The sequence below is a fragment of the Natronococcus sp. JC468 genome (assembly GCF_012163165.1).
GTDB classification, from domain to species: domain Archaea; phylum Halobacteriota; class Halobacteria; order Halobacteriales; family Natrialbaceae; genus Natronococcus; species Natronococcus jeotgali.
Genome location: NZ_JAAVUO010000006.1, coordinates 30971 through 45047, shown reverse-complemented (window position 1 = coordinate 45047; position 14077 = coordinate 30971). Strand labels below are relative to the sequence as shown.

Sequence of the window (14077 nt, the reverse complement as noted above, 5' to 3'; positions counted from 1 at the left end):
TTTACCGGCGCAACCGCGACCCAGACGGCAGTTGCGCCGGAACTGACGTACAGGAAACCGTATGAGAGGGTGGCTTCGATCAGTTCTCCGTTCGCTGTGCGTCGACGACCGCTACGGCCGCCAGATTCACGATGTCTTTGACCTCGTCGCCTCGCTGGAGGACGTGGACGGGTTTGTCCATCCCCGCGAGCATCGGCCCGGTTGCCTCGGCGCCGCCCAGCCGCTGGAGCAGCTTGTAGCCGATGTTGCCCGACTCGAGGTTCGGGAAGACGAGCACGTTCGCCGGCTCCTCGAGTTCGGAGAACTCGTAGGTGCCGTCGAGGATCTCCTCGACGACGGCCGTGTCGGCCTGCATCTCGCCGTCGACGGGGAAGTCGACGCTCGGGTCAGCCTGCAGTCGCTGGGCGGCCTCGCGGGAGGGGCGCGTGCGCTCGTTGTCGACGCTGCCGAAGTTCGAGTACGACAGCATCGCCGCGCGGGGGTCGACGTCGAACCGGCGGGCGACGTCGGCGGTGTGGCGGGTGACCTCCTCGAGGACGTCGGCGTCGGGATCCTGGTTGACCGTCGCGTCGGCGATGAAGATCACGCGGTTCTTGAACGCCAGCATGTAGACGCCGGCGGCGTAGTCGGCGTCGTCACCGGTGCCGATCACCTCGAGGGGCGGCCGCAGCGCCGAGGGGTAGTGGTGGGTCAGCCCCGTCAGCATGGCGTCGGCGTCGCCGACGTCGACCATCACGCTGCCGAGGTAGTTCGGATCGCTCCGGACGAGGTCGTCGGCCTCGGTGCGGGTCATCCCCTTGCGCTGGCGCTGCTCGTAGAGGTGGTCGGCGTAGGCGTCGTAGTCGCCGGTCGACGGATCGACGATCTCGGGGTCGAACTCGAGGCCGAGCCGGGTGACTGTCGTCCCGATCTCGTCGCGGTCGCCGAGCAACACCGGCGTCGCGATCCCCTCGTCCTGGATCTGGTAGGCCGCCCGGATCATCTTCTCGTCTTCCCCCTCCGAGAGGACGACGCGTCTGGGGTCGCTCTTGGCCTTGTTGAGCACGACCCGCATCATCTCGCGGGACTTGCCCAGCCGCGCCTCAAGGCGTTCCCGGTAGGTCTCGGGATCGACCTCGCTGCGGGCGGCGCCGCTCTCGATTGCCGCCTCGGCGACCGCGGGCGCGATCTCGAACAGCACTCGAGGGTCGATCGGCTTCGGCAGGATGTACTCGGGGCCGAAGCGCAGCGGTTGATCCCCGTAGGCCTTGATGACGGCGTCGGGGACGTCCTGTTTCGCCAGGTCGGCCAGCGCCTCGGCGCAGGCGACCTTCATCGCCTCGTTGATCTCGGTCGCGCGGACGTCGAGCGCGCCCCGGAAGATGAACGGGAAACCGAGCACGTTGTTGACCTGGTTGGGGTAGTCCGAGCGCCCCGTCGCCATGATGACCGTGTCGTCGCGGGCGGCCTTGGCCTCCTCGTAGCCGATCTCTGGGTCAGGGTTGGCCATCGCGAAGATGATCGGATCCGACGCCATCGATCGGACCATCTCCTGGGAGACGATGCCGGCCGCCGACAGCCCGACGAGGACGTCGGCGCCCTCCATCACGTCCGCGAGTCCGCCCTCGGGCAGGTCGCGGGCGAACTCCCGCTTGAACTCGTTGACGTCGCCCGCCTCGGCGCGCTCCTCGGTGATGATTCCGGTCGAGTCACACATCGCGATGTTGTCGGGATCGACGCCGAGCGAGACGTAGAACCGGGCCGTCGCGATCGCGCTCGCGCCCGCACCCGAGAACACGACCTCGAGATCCTCGAGGTGTTTGCCGACGAGTTCGGCGGCGTTCAGCAGTCCGGCCCCGGAGATGATGGCGGTCCCGTGCTGGTCGTCGTGGAAGACGGGGATGTCCATGCGCTCGCGGAGCCGTTCCTCGATCTCGAAGCAGTCCGGCGCCGCGATGTCCTCCAGGTTGATCCCGCCGAACGTCGGCTCCATCGCCGCGGTCGCCTCGACGATCGCGTCGGGATCGTCGAGTTCGAACTCGAGGTCGAAGACGTCGATGTCGGCGAAGCGCTTGAACAGGACCCCTTTCCCCTCCATCACGGGCTTCGAGGCCTGCGCACCGATGTCGCCCAGCCCCAGCACGGCGGAGCCGTTCGAGACGACGCCGACGAGGTTCCCCTTCGCCGTGTACCGGTAGGCATCGTCGGCTCGCTCGTCGATGGCGCGACAGGGGCCGGCGACGCCGGGCGAGTACGCGAGCGAGAGGTCCCGCTGCGTGCTCGTCGATTTGGTCGTCGCGATCTCGATCTTTCCGGGCGGTTCCTCCTCGTGATAGTCGAGTGATTCGTCCTCGAGGGACATATGTCATCACATATCGTACGAGTGGTAAAGCTGTTTTTACCACCAACAATCATGCATGTCCGATGGCGGGTGCGGGAGCCACGGTCGATCCAGGAAAGCTACATACCGCGGTCCGTTCATTGGAACGTATGGTTACGATCGAGAACCGCGACGCGCTCGAGCGAACGGACGCGCACGCGGTCGCGCTCGAGTGTATCGTCGCCGGGATCGAGGCCGCCCACCCCGAGCGGATCGTCAACGAGACGCTGACCGTTCGGGACGGCCTACTCGCGGTCGAGAACGCCGCCGGGGACGAGCGCACCGAGTACGACCTGGATCGCTACGAGAACGTCTTCGTCGTCGGCGGCGGCAACGCCGCAGGCCACCTCGCCCGAACCCTCGAGGACGCGCTCGGCGACGCGCTCGCGGGCGGGGTCGTCGTCACTGACGATCCCGCCGGGACGTCGGTCATCGAGGAACACCCCGGAGACCACCCCATCCCGAGCGAGGACGGCGTCGAGGGTGCCCGACGAGTCCTCGAGGTCGCCGAGCGGGCCGGCGAGGACGACCTCGTGATCGCCTGCATCACCGGGGGCGGAAGCGCCCTCCTGCCGGCTCCCGCCGGATCGATCTCACTGGCCGACCTCCAGTCGGTCACCGAGTCGCTGCTCGAGTGTGGCGCGTCGATCGACGAGATCAACGCCGTCCGCAAGCACTGCTCGGCGATCAAGGGCGGCCAGCTCGCCCGCCGGGCGGCGCCGGCAGCGGTCGCGACGCTCGTCCTGAGCGACGTCGTCGGCGACGACCTCAGCGTGATCGCCAGCGGCCCGACAGCCCCCGACTCGTCGACCTACGCGGACGCCCTCGAGGTGCTCGAGCGCTACGAGCTGTCGGTTCCCGAGACGGTCTCGGCGTACCTGGAGGCCGGCGAGCGCGGCGAGAACCCCGAGACGGTCTCGCCGGACGATCTGCTGCTCGAGTCCGTGCGGATCCACGTACTCGGAAGCGGCCGGACAGCGATCGAGGCGGCCCGCGAGGTCGCGGCCGACCGCGGCTACGAGCCGCTCGTACTGTCCTCGCGGGTTCGGGGCGAGGCCAGCGAGTCGGCGATCACCCACGTCGCGATCGCCGAGGAGTGCGCCGAGACCGGCGATCCGATCTCGCCGCCGGCAGTACTGCTCTCCGGTGGTGAGACCACCGTTACGCTCGCCGAAGATCACGGGGAGGGTGGCCCGAACCAGGAGTTCGTGCTCGGCGGTGCCGTCGAACTCGAGAGCGACGCGGTCGTCGTCGCGAGCGTCGACACGGACGGGATCGATGGCGCGACCGACGCCGCCGGGGCGATCGCGGCGGCCGACGACGTCCTGACGGCGGCGGGGCGACGCGCGCTCGCGCGCAACGACGCCCTGCCGATCCTGGAGTTGGCCGAGGCGATCGTTCGAACCGGACCAACGGGGACGAACGTCAACGACCTCCGGGCCCTCGTCGTCGAGGACTGACCCCCGGCGGAGAACGGACGGCCGCGTTCGGGCGGGCTGGCAATAACTGCCGAATACCGGCACCGAAAGCGGTCCTTTCCGGAGGGGCGTGGGTCCGAGAGGCACAGGATTTATCATAATCGATCCCCCAGAGTCGACTGATGGCTGTTGAAAAGCCACACGGTGGCTTAGCTAACTACGAGGAGTTTCGTGACGAACTCGATCACGAGTACGACGACGTCGACGAGTACGTCGATCTCGCTGCGGATCTTCGGTCGGTCGTAACGGGGGAAGTGCGCTTCGACGAGTACGCGCAGGTCCTGTACGCGACCGACGGCAGTATCTACAAGGCCAAACCCGCCGGCGTCGTGCTCCCCCGCAACGCCGACGACGTGCAAAACGCCGTGCGCGTCGCCGCCGAGCACGACGTGCCGATCATGGCCCGCGGCGCCGGCTCGTCGCTGGGCGGGCAGGCCGTCGGTCCGGGCTGTGTCGTGCTCGATATGACGACCTACATGGACGATATCATCGAGATCGACCCCGACCGCCGGCGGGCGCGGGTCCAGCCCGGCGTCGTTCAGGATCACTTCGACGACGCCGCCGAGAAGTACGGGCTCAAGTTCGCGCCCGACCCCGCCTCGTCGAACCGCGCGACGATCGGGGGCGGAATCGGGAACAACTCGACGGGCGCCCACTCCGTCCGCTACGGGATCACCGACGCCTACACCGAGGAGTTAGACGTCGTCCTCGCGGACGGCTCGCTGATCCACACCCGCGAGGTCGTCGTCGACTCCCCCGAATGGGAGGAGATCGTCTCGAAGAACGACCGCGAGGCCGAGATCTACGAGACCGTCCGCGGTCTCGTCGAGGAGAACCGAGAGGAAATCGAGGAGAAGTACCCGAACCTCAAGCGCAACGTCTCCGGGTACAACCTCAACAAGGTCGTCTACGAGAACGACGAGGGCGAGGAGGTCGTCAACCTCTCGAAGCTGTTCGTCGGCGCCGAGTCGACGCTGGGCGTGGTCGTCGAGGCCGAGATCAGCCTCGTCACCCTCCCCGAGGAGACCGCGCTCGTGTTGTACTGCTTCGAGGACCTCATCGAGGCCCTCGAGGCCGTCCCCGAGGCACTGGAGTTCGATCCCAGCGCCGTCGAACTGATGGACGAGGAGATGTTCCGGCTCGCCCGGGAATCCGAGCAGTTCGCGCAGTACGAGGAGCCGATCCCCGACGCCACCGAGGCGGCGCTGATGCTCGAGTACGACTCGGAGCTCCACGACGACTTCGAGGAGGCCGTCGGCCGCACCAACGAACACTTCGTCGAGAACGGTGACGCCTTCGGCGCCCTCGAGGCCTACAGCGAGGCGGACCAGGCCGACCTCTGGAAGCTCCGGAAGGCCGCGATTCCGCTGCTGATGGGTCTCGAGGGCGACCCGAAGCCGTACCCCTTCATCGAGGACGCGACAGTGCCCCCCGAGGAGCTCGCGGAGTACGTCGAGAAGTTCATGGACGTCCTCGAGGACCACGACACCTCCGCTGCCTACTTCGCCCACGCGGGCAGCGGGACTCTGCACATCCGGCCGATCCTCAATTTGAAGGACGACGGCGGCATCCAGACGATGCAGTCGATAACCGACGCGGTCACCGACCTCGTCCTCGAACACGAGGGGGCGTTCTCGGGCGAACACGGCGACGGACTCGCCCGCACCGCGTTCAACCCGAAGATGTACGGCGAGGACCTCTGGGAGGCGTTCAAGGAGATCAAGTCGGCGTTCGACCCCGACTGGCGGATGAACCCGGGGAAGGTCGTCTACACCGACGAGAACCCGACGGACATGCGCGAGAACCTCCGGTACGGACACGCCTACGCCTCGATCGAGCCCCAGACGAAACTCGACTTCTCCGAGGAGGGCGGCTTCTCCCACCTCGTGGAGCTGTGTAACGGCTGTGGCACCTGCCGACAGACCGACGACGTGATGTGTCCGACCTACCGGGGGATGAAAGACGAGATCGCGACCACCCGCGGTCGGGCGAACATGCTTCGGTCGGCGATCTCGGGCGACCTCCCCGAGGAGGAAATGTACTCCGAGCGCTTTCAGGAGGAGGTGCTGGATCTCTGTGTCGGCTGCAAGGGCTGCAAGAGCGACTGTCCGACCGGGGTCGACCTGGCGAAGCTCAAAGCCGAGACGAAACACCAGTACCACGAGCGGGAAGGGACGGGCCTGCGCGAGCGGCTGTTCGGGAACATCGACACCCTCTCGAGGATCGGGAGCGCGCTCGCGCCCGTCTCGAACCTTGGGCCGAAGCTCCCCGGCAGCCGGCTCGTGATGGAGAAGGTGGCGGGCATCGCCGCCGACCGGGAGCTGCCGAGCTTCCGGCAGGAGTCCTTCCAGGACTGGTTCGCCGAGCGCGGGCCGCGGGTCGACCCCGACGCGGCCGACCGAAAGGTCGTGCTGTTCCCCGATACGTACACGAACTACAGCTACCCCCGACCCGGCAAGGCCGCCGTGCGCGTCCTCGAGTCGGCGGGTGTCCACGTCACCGTCCCCGACGACGTCGGGCCGAGCGGTCGCGCGGCGTTTTCGGTCGGCATGCTCGACGACGCCGAGGAGCGCGCGGTGGCGAACATCGAGAAGTTCGCCGAGTACGTCGATCAGGGGTACGAGATCGTCTCGCTCGAGCCCTCCGACGCCGTAATGTTCCAGGACGAGTACCTCGATCTGGCACCCTCCGCTACCGCCGAGAAGGTCGCCGGCCACTCCTACGGGATCGCCGAGTACATGGACACGTACCGCCTCGTCGAGGAGCTCCCGCTCGAGGAGACCGACGAGACGCTGGCCTACCACGGTCACTGCCACCAGAAGGCGACCGGAAAGGACCACCACGCCGTCGGCGTGCTCCGGCGCGCGGGGTACGCGGTCGATCCGCTCGACAGCACCTGCTGTGGCATGGCCGGCTCCTTCGGTTACGAGGCTGAACACTACGACCTCTCGAAGTCGATCGGCGAACGCCTCTTCGAGAAGATCGACGAGAGCGACGGCGACCCGGTCGCCCCCGGCGCCTCCTGTCGGAGCCAGATCGGCGACCGCGACGGTCCCGGCGAAAAGCCGCCTCACCCGATCGAGAAGGTGAACGAACTGTTGACCGCACGATAGGATAATAAGTCTGATATTTTTGGGCCGTTCGAGAGCGGAGACGGTCGTACCTCCCGGACGCGACCGCCGTGTCGATCGGAATATTCTCTAGATAACATGTATTCATCAGATTATAAATAGAACCATTTATTATACCTTATGAGAGACGTGATCACGGGACGTTCATGATGAGAAAGGACGGTGCGAGACGGTGCGAACCGGAACAGGGGAACGGACGTACGGCGATCGAAGACCGATTCAGTCGGGGTGATCGGGACGAATGGTGATGGATGTTGCCGTCGCGGCGCTACCGCTCGCGGTCGTCGCGGTGTTGCTCATCGGGTTTCTGTGGCCGGCGACGCGGGCGATGCCGATCGCGTGGATCGCCGCGCTCGCCGTCGGCTACGTGTGGTGGAACAACCCACCGGACTACCTGGTGGGATCGTCGTTCGTCGGGGTGATGACTGCTCTCGAGATCCTGTGGATCGTCTTCGGCGCGCTGGTGTTGCTGTACACGCTGATGCAGGCCGGGGCGTTCGACCGGATCAACCGGGGCTTTACCGCCGTCTCGGACGATCGACGGGTCCAGATCGTGCTGATCGCGTTCTTCCTCGCGACGTTCATCGAGGGCGCGGCAGGGTTCGGAACGCCAGCGGCGGTCGTCGCGCCGCTGATGCTCGCGCTCGGATTCCCGGCGCTGGCAGCCGTCATCGCGGCGCTGATCGGTCACGTCATGGCCGTCACCTACGGCGCGGTCGGGACGCCGATCATCGTCGGCATCCAGGAGCCGCTGATGATCTACGAGGACCAGATCGTCAACGAGGGCGGGATGAGCGTCGTCCAGTACTCCTACGAGGTCGCCGCGTGGGCCGCGACCTACCACGCCCTGACCGGCTTCGTGATGCCGTTGTTCGCCGTCGCCATGGTCGTCTACTTCTTCGGCCCGTCGGACGAGCGCACGATCAAGCCGGCGCTCAGCGTCTGGCCGCTCTGTCTGTTCGCGGGGATCGCCTTCGCGATCCCGTACTGGATCTCCGCGTGGTTTCTCACCGCGGAGTTCCCCGCGCTGATCGGCGCGATGGTCGGCGGTGCGATCACCGTGTCGATGCTTCGACGCGGCTACCTCCTTCCGGACGACGAGTGGGACTTCCCGCCGCGCGAGGAGTGGGCCGACCACTGGGTCGGCGCGATCGAACCCGGCGACGACGGCGCGGACGGGGCCGTTCCGAACGGCGGCGAGCAGATGTCGCTGTTGAAGGCGTGGTCCCCCTACATCGTGCTCATCGTCCTGCTGGTCGTCACCCGCGTCGTCGACCCGATCTCGGCGGTGATAAACGACGCGGACCTCGGTGCCGAGTTCGCTATCGCCGGCGTTGGAGAGTTCACGATCGGTGTGGTGATCGAGTGGACCCAGATGTTCGGGTACGATCTCTCCGCAGCGATCGGGTGGATGAACGCCCCGGGCTTCTGGCTGTTGCTCAGCGCGATCATCGCGATCGGCATCTTCGGAATGTCAGGCCAACAAGTCAAGGCGGCCTGGAGCGAGGCGATCCAGAAACTGGTCTCGCCGTTTATCGCGCTGGTCTTCGTGATCGCGATGGTGCAGGTGATGATCCTGTCCGGCGGCGCGCCCGGCGCGCCCGAGGCGGGCAGCATGATCGAGATCCTCGCCATCGCGACCGCGGACGTGACCGGACCGCTGTACCCGGCACTGGCGGCGCTGATCGGCGCGCTCGCGGCCGCGATGGTCGGCTCGAACACGGTGTCGAACATCACCTTCGGCGGCTTCCAGTTCACGGCCGCACACGAGCTCGGCCTGCCCAGCCAGATCGTCGTCGGAACGCAGGCCGTCGGCGGCGCGATCGGTAATCTCGTCGCGATCCACAACATCGTCGCGGCGCTGGCGACCGTCGGCCTCGTCGGTCAGGAGGGACGGGTGATGCGGTTGAACCTGATCCCCCTGTTCTACTACGCCCTCGTCGTCGGGGTCTGGGCGCTGCTGTTCGTCTATGTCATGCCCGACGTGCTCCCGTCGGTGTTCGACGTCTACTAGCCGTCTCCTTCTCGACTCTGCGATTCCGGTTGAAGCCGTTTCGAAAACAGCCCTCTGTATCCGGCTATTATCAGTAGCATTATTATATATGTTAAAGGATAGATTTCCTTAGAAAGACACCTCTGACGAAGCCACTCGAGTGTCGTCTCGAGAAGAGCGACCCGACGAAAATCGTCGTTTCGACCTCCGATGAGGCGAACAAATAGACGGCACCCCGATCGAAACCTCAGATCGGAGAGCTCATCGAACTTGGGGGTAGTTATGTCGATGTATTTATTATTCTCTAAAGGTCCAACTTATCGAGAACTAGCGTAGCTGGATAGATCGGCCTACCGTTCTCGTCTGAACCGCGTCGTCAGCGAGCGGGAGTCGGCCCCCTTACACCCCGGTCGAGAGTCAGTGCGAGCGACCTAAACGATGAGGAGATATTATCCGGTACCGTTATATCATTCTCGCTCGAGGAACTGATATGGCGTGGCAACACACCGTCTACGCGTACCCGATCCTCTTCGCGACCGCACTTTCGGTCGCCCTGGGTGCGTACGCGGTCGCCCGCGCCCGGCGCCGCGGGCGGTCGCCGACGTTGTTCGCGTTCGTCGCGATCGTCTACGCCGCACTCACGCTCGCGGTCGTACTGTCGGAGTTGGCTCGCACCGGCCGAGCGTACTACCCGCAGGCCGCCCTCCTAACGGCCGCGGTCGTCGCCCCGATCGGGGCGAGTTTCCTCGCGGTCGCGGGCGTCCCGCCGTTCGGCCGCGAGGGGGTGAACCTCGTCCCCGCGGCGGCGGGCCTTCCGGTCGCTGCACTCGGCGTTGCAACGTTCCGGTACCGGCTGCTGGATCTGCCGCCGGTCGTGTACACGACCGCGATGCGCAACTCGCCGGACGGCGTCCTCGTTCTCGATTCGAACAGGCGGATCGTCCACTCGAACGGGAGTGTCGAGAGACTGCTCGGCGCCTCCCCGCCGTTCGCGGAAACGTCCGCGAGCGCCGTCCTTCCGGAACCGGACGAGCCGGCCGACGATCGGACGATCGAGGTCGCGACGGCCGAGGGCGATCGAGTTCCCGACGCCGACGAGATGCTCGCGTCGCTGTGCTACAACCTGCTGACGAACGCCGTTGTCCACAACGACGGTCCTGAGCCCGAGATGACCGTCGTCGTCACCGAATCCGACGACCGGATCACCGTCTCGATCGCCGACGACGGCCCCGGATTTCCCGAACAGCCGTGGAAGCTACTTACCGGGGAGACGCCGCTTACGGAGTACGAGGGGACCGGCTACGGGCTCTACATCGTCCGATCGCTGGCCGAGGGGTACGGGGCCGAGCTCTCGGTCGCGCACGATCGACCGACGGGGTCGGTCGTGACGGTCCGACTGGCACGCACCGACGACGACCGCGAGCCGGAGGAGGAACGGCCCGTCGCGGCTGGAATCCGGACCGATACTCGGGAGCGAACGTCCGTCGGGCGAAGCGGCGGGGTAGCCGAATGACCGAGTCCTCGACCGACAGAGGGATGCCGTCACTCGAGTCGATCAACGTCCTGCTCGTCGACGACAACGAGCGGTGGGCTGCGTTCACGGCCGAGGAACTCGAACGCCGGGAGCCGTCCCTGCGCGTCGAACTGGTCCTCGGCGCGAACGAGGCGCTGTCCGCGCTCCGGGAGGGAGAACAGGACTGTCTCGTCGTCGACTATCGGATGCCGGAGACCAACGGGATCGAACTAGTAGAGCGCGTCCGGGAGAGTCGGCCGGAGCTCCCGATTGTCCTCGTCACGGGTGAGGGCAGCGAGACGGTCGCGGCGCGGGCCATCGACGCCGGTGTGACCGACTACCTTCCGAAGGACCCCACGATTGACCAGACACCCGTTCTAGCCGGCAAGATCCGAAACGCCGTCGAGCGCCGCGCGTTGCGGCGGGCGATCGAGGACAGCGAACGGCGCTACCGGACCGTCATCGAGCAGAGCCGCGACGCGATCGTGATCCTTCGGAAGGGATGGATCCTGTTTTGTAACGAACGCTTCGCCGAGTTCACCGACTCGAGCGTGGACAACCTCGTCGACACCCGGTTCGCCGAGGCGTTCGTCCACGAGGCCGACCGCGAGCGGTTCCGCGGTATCGACAGCGAGGTCCTCACGAACGGCGTCCACCGCTTTCGGCTGGTAACCGGCGACGGAACGGTCGCCCACTGCGAGTACACCGGGCGCGAACTCGTGTACGACGGCATCCCGGCGACGATGCTCTCGATCAGGGACGTCACGGCGAAGCGACTGAAGGAGGTGCGCCACCGCCGGGAGCGAAACCTCAACAGACATCTCCAGCGGGCACTCGTGGCGTCGCGAAGTCGGGAGGAACTCGAGGATGCCGTCGTCTCCGAACTCGCCGAGCAGGGGTACGACCTCGTCTGGTTCGGGGCAGCCGTCGACGGGAGGCTCCAGCCGCGGGCCGTCGCCGGAGACCGGCGGTACGTCGACGAGGTCGAACTCTCGCTCGAGCGGACCGAACACGAGTGCGAACCCAGCGTCTGGGCGACCCGAACCGGAACGGCGCGGGTGATCGCCGACCTCGAGGCGCTGTTTCCGACCGACTGGCGGAATCTCGCACTCGAGCGCGGATTTCGGACCGCGATCGCGCTTCCAGTCGGCTACGAGGACATCATCTACGGTGTCCTCGCGGCCTACCGGACCGAACCCCACTCGATCGACGACGCCGAGCGCGACTTCCTCCGGGACCTCGCGGCGACCGTGGGTTACGCGATCCACCACATGGATGCCCGGAAGGCGCTCACCGCGGACCACGGCATCGAGGCCCGAATCGAACTCCGGGACGGCCCGCACTACCTGAGCGAGGTCGTTGCCGCCGTCAAGACATCGGAGCCGGAACTGGTCGTCCACAGCACCTACTCGAACGGCGACGGCGAACTCGTCCAGTACGCCACCCTCTGCGGCGGCTCCACCGAGGAGTTTCGCGACGCCGCCGCGGCTCACCCGGCCGTCCGGGAGGTCGTCCCGGTCCGGCGGGCCGAAGCCGACTCGTTTCAGTTGATGGTCGACGGAGAGACCCCGGAGTCGACCCTCGCTCCGTTCAACGCGCGCGTTCGATCGACACAGGTCACCGCCGACCGCGCGGTGCTTCGGATCGAACTCCCCTCGAGGGAGAACTTCGACGCGCTAGTCGACCACCTCGAGGACCGGTACGGTCGCGTGTCGGTGCTGTCCCTCGTCGAACGCGAGTGGACGGATCGCGGCGGGGCGCTGACGGTCGATACGAGAGCGCTGACCGAAAAACAGGCGGTCGCCCTCGAGGCGGCCTACCGCCACGGCTACTTCGAGCAGCCGCGTCGCTCATCCGCGACCGATATTGCGGACGTGCTGGGTATCTCCCACTCGACGTACCTACAACACTTGCGCGCGGCCCAGCAGAAGGTGTTCACCGCGTTCTACGGCGACTGAGGCCAGCGTCCGCGATCGATGGCTTCGACACCCGACTCCCCTCGAGGGAACGGGCAGGGATCGGTGCTCGTGACGGCGGTCGTGAGGACTGTACTCGCCCGACGTATAAAAAGGCAGTACCTTCATGTGTCGGATCCCGGTAGATCAGCACCGACTCCGACCCGCGCGGAACGACCGTCGACACGACATATGTCGCGGTAACACTTCTCCTATTCGAGTGACAACTGTTGTAATACAGCGTGAACGTCTTCCCCGCAAATCTGTCGGTAAACGAGGGCCGTTACCCGTGAAATGCCACGGGGTGGGCAGGAGACTCGATCGCGATCGCAGTGGACCGACACGTCACCGGGGACGCGATCCGACACGCTTCGATTCGGCGGCACGTCCCCTCCTCGAGAGCGGACGGCCCCAAAGAGCGATATGAAGGAGAAACCAATGGCAACAGACAACACCGACATCGACGAACAGCTATCGACCAGCGGCCCGGACCCAATCCCGGGAGAGAGGGAGTCCGCCAGTCCGGATCCGGCGGTCGCCGATCCGAACGCGGAGGGTTCGACCGCCGAAGCGGACGTCGTCGGCGGACTCAGCGAGAACGTTGCAGGGGCGCTCGCCTACCTCTTCGCACCGTTTATCGCGGTACTGTTTTATTTCCTCGAGGACCGAAACGAGTTCGTCCGGTTCCACGCCGCACAGAGCATCGTCGTCTTCGGCGGCTTCTTCGTCCTCTCGATGGGCGTGTTCGTGATGGGATTCGTCCTCGAGTTCCTGCCGTTCGTCGGCTGGATGCTCTCGCTGGCGATCTCGATGCTGACGTTCCTAGTGCTCGCCCCGCTCGGGTTCATCCTGTGGGCACTTCTGACATACAAGGCGTTCACGGGCGAGCGATACGCCCTCCCCGTCGCCGGGGAGGTCGCAGAGAGGTACGTCTGATGGGTGTGCGCCGGCGTTCGTTCGTGGCGGTCGCCGGGCTCACGGCGCTGAGCGGCTGTCTCAGCGTCGACGACATCACGAGCCGGGCGAGAGGCGAGGTCAGCGACCGGGCAGGAGACGAGCTCCGGGATCGAACAGGGTTCGACGTCGAGACCCCCGAGGAGCCGCCCGAAACCGACGAGGAGTGGCGGCTGTACGAATTCGAGCCCGGCGAGCGCTACGAGTACCGCATCGACACCGAGGAGGACGGACCCGGAACCTTCAGCTGGACCATCAAGGACGCGGGCGAGGATCGGCTCGTCGTCGACACGGAGCTGACGTTCGAGAGCGGGGACAAGTTCGCTCGAACCGCAACCGGAACCCAGGACGAGGTGTTCTCGGAGCTGATGGCGACACCGTCGGCGATCTTCATCGGCTCGGGGCTGCACTCGCCGTACGTCACCGCCAACGAGGGCGTCTACGTCGGCCACGAGTGGCGGGTCGCGACCGACGAGGGGAGCTTTCGGTACGCAGTCGAGGACACCGACTCCTACGTCGGAACCGACTGCTACGTGACCGTAACCGAGATCGACGGCGCGGTCGTCCACGAGAGCTGTCTCTCGCCCGACCTGGCGTTTCCCGCGTTCGTCGTGTACTACGACGAGAGCGGTGAGCAACTGCTCGAGATGGAACTGCTCGAGTACGAATCGCCGAGTGGCGAGAGCTGAGTGAC

General features: G+C 66.2%; 8 protein-coding genes. 7 read left to right on the top strand and 1 reads right to left on the bottom strand.

Annotated elements, in window-relative coordinates; genetic code table 11:
* Positions 1–79 precede the first annotated feature (79 nt).
* Positions 80–2341 carry an NADP-dependent malic enzyme gene (locus GWG54_RS05435; protein WP_167936810.1) on the bottom strand — a complete coding sequence of 754 codons (2262 nt, stop codon included), beginning with the start codon at positions 2339–2341 and terminating at the stop codon, positions 80–82.
* Between the two features lie 128 nt (positions 2342–2469).
* Between GWG54_RS05435 and GWG54_RS05430 the strand changes: the two genes are divergently transcribed.
* The 7 genes from GWG54_RS05430 to GWG54_RS05400 all read left to right on the top strand — a co-directional run bounded on the left by GWG54_RS05430 (position 2470) and on the right by GWG54_RS05400 (position 14072).
* Positions 2470–3819 (top strand): glycerate kinase, encoded by a 1350-nt coding sequence (locus tag GWG54_RS05430; RefSeq protein WP_167936809.1) that lies wholly within the window; start codon positions 2470–2472, stop codon positions 3817–3819.
* A gap of 140 nt (positions 3820–3959) precedes the next feature.
* Entirely contained in the window at positions 3960–6950 is a 2991-nt protein-coding gene (locus GWG54_RS05425; RefSeq protein ID WP_167936808.1) for an FAD-binding and (Fe-S)-binding domain-containing protein, read from the top strand.
* Positions 6951–7215: 265 nt separating this feature from the next.
* Positions 7216–8982 (top strand): L-lactate permease, encoded by a 1767-nt coding sequence (locus GWG54_RS05420; RefSeq protein ID WP_167936807.1) that lies wholly within the window; start codon positions 7216–7218, stop codon positions 8980–8982.
* Between the two features lie 469 nt (positions 8983–9451).
* On the top strand, positions 9452–10474 hold the full coding sequence (locus tag GWG54_RS05415) for an ATP-binding protein (RefSeq protein WP_167936806.1): 1023 nt from the start codon (positions 9452–9454) through the stop codon (positions 10472–10474).
* Positions 10471–12432 carry a bacterio-opsin activator domain-containing protein gene (locus tag GWG54_RS05410; protein ID WP_167936805.1) on the top strand — a complete coding sequence of 654 codons (1962 nt, stop codon included), beginning with the start codon at positions 10471–10473 and terminating at the stop codon, positions 12430–12432. The genes GWG54_RS05415 and GWG54_RS05410 overlap by 4 nt, the downstream gene beginning before the upstream one ends.
* A gap of 435 nt (positions 12433–12867) precedes the next feature.
* The gene (locus GWG54_RS05405; RefSeq protein WP_167936804.1) at positions 12868–13365 is read left to right on the top strand and encodes a DUF4870 domain-containing protein; all 498 of its coding nucleotides are present in this window, start codon (positions 12868–12870) and stop codon (positions 13363–13365) included.
* Positions 13365–14072 (top strand): hypothetical protein, encoded by a 708-nt coding sequence (locus tag GWG54_RS05400; protein WP_167936803.1) that lies wholly within the window; start codon positions 13365–13367, stop codon positions 14070–14072. Before GWG54_RS05405 ends, GWG54_RS05400 begins: the two co-directional genes overlap by 1 nt.
* Positions 14073–14077: the final 5 nt, after the last annotated feature.